The 231-nt window shown below is 42.9% G+C and carries 1 pseudogene; it reads right to left on the reverse strand.

Features of this window, described 5'->3' with window-relative positions:
* A pseudogene (locus RTW80_RS31050) lies at positions 1-231 on the reverse strand (integrase); the annotation flags it as partial.

Below are 231 nucleotides of genomic sequence, written 5' to 3' on the forward strand. Positions count from 1 at the left end.
GATCCGCATACCTGTATACATTCCGATCAGTGTTATATTTTGCATTTCTTCTTCATCAGCCAGCATTGAGAACACTTTTGCGAGTTCATCATTGCTAAAGGCTTCATAATTCACCTTGCTACTTTTAGCTTCAAGGCCGTGACCTCGCCAAGGGTTATCTTGTGGTGCATCGTGGTAGCGGTTACGAGCAAGATCCCAAATCTGGGCTAATGCACTAATGTAGTTTTGTAT

The sequence above is a fragment of the Escherichia sp. AM3 genome, assembly GCF_032029835.1.
GTDB lineage: Bacteria > Pseudomonadota > Gammaproteobacteria > Enterobacterales > Enterobacteriaceae > Escherichia > Escherichia coli.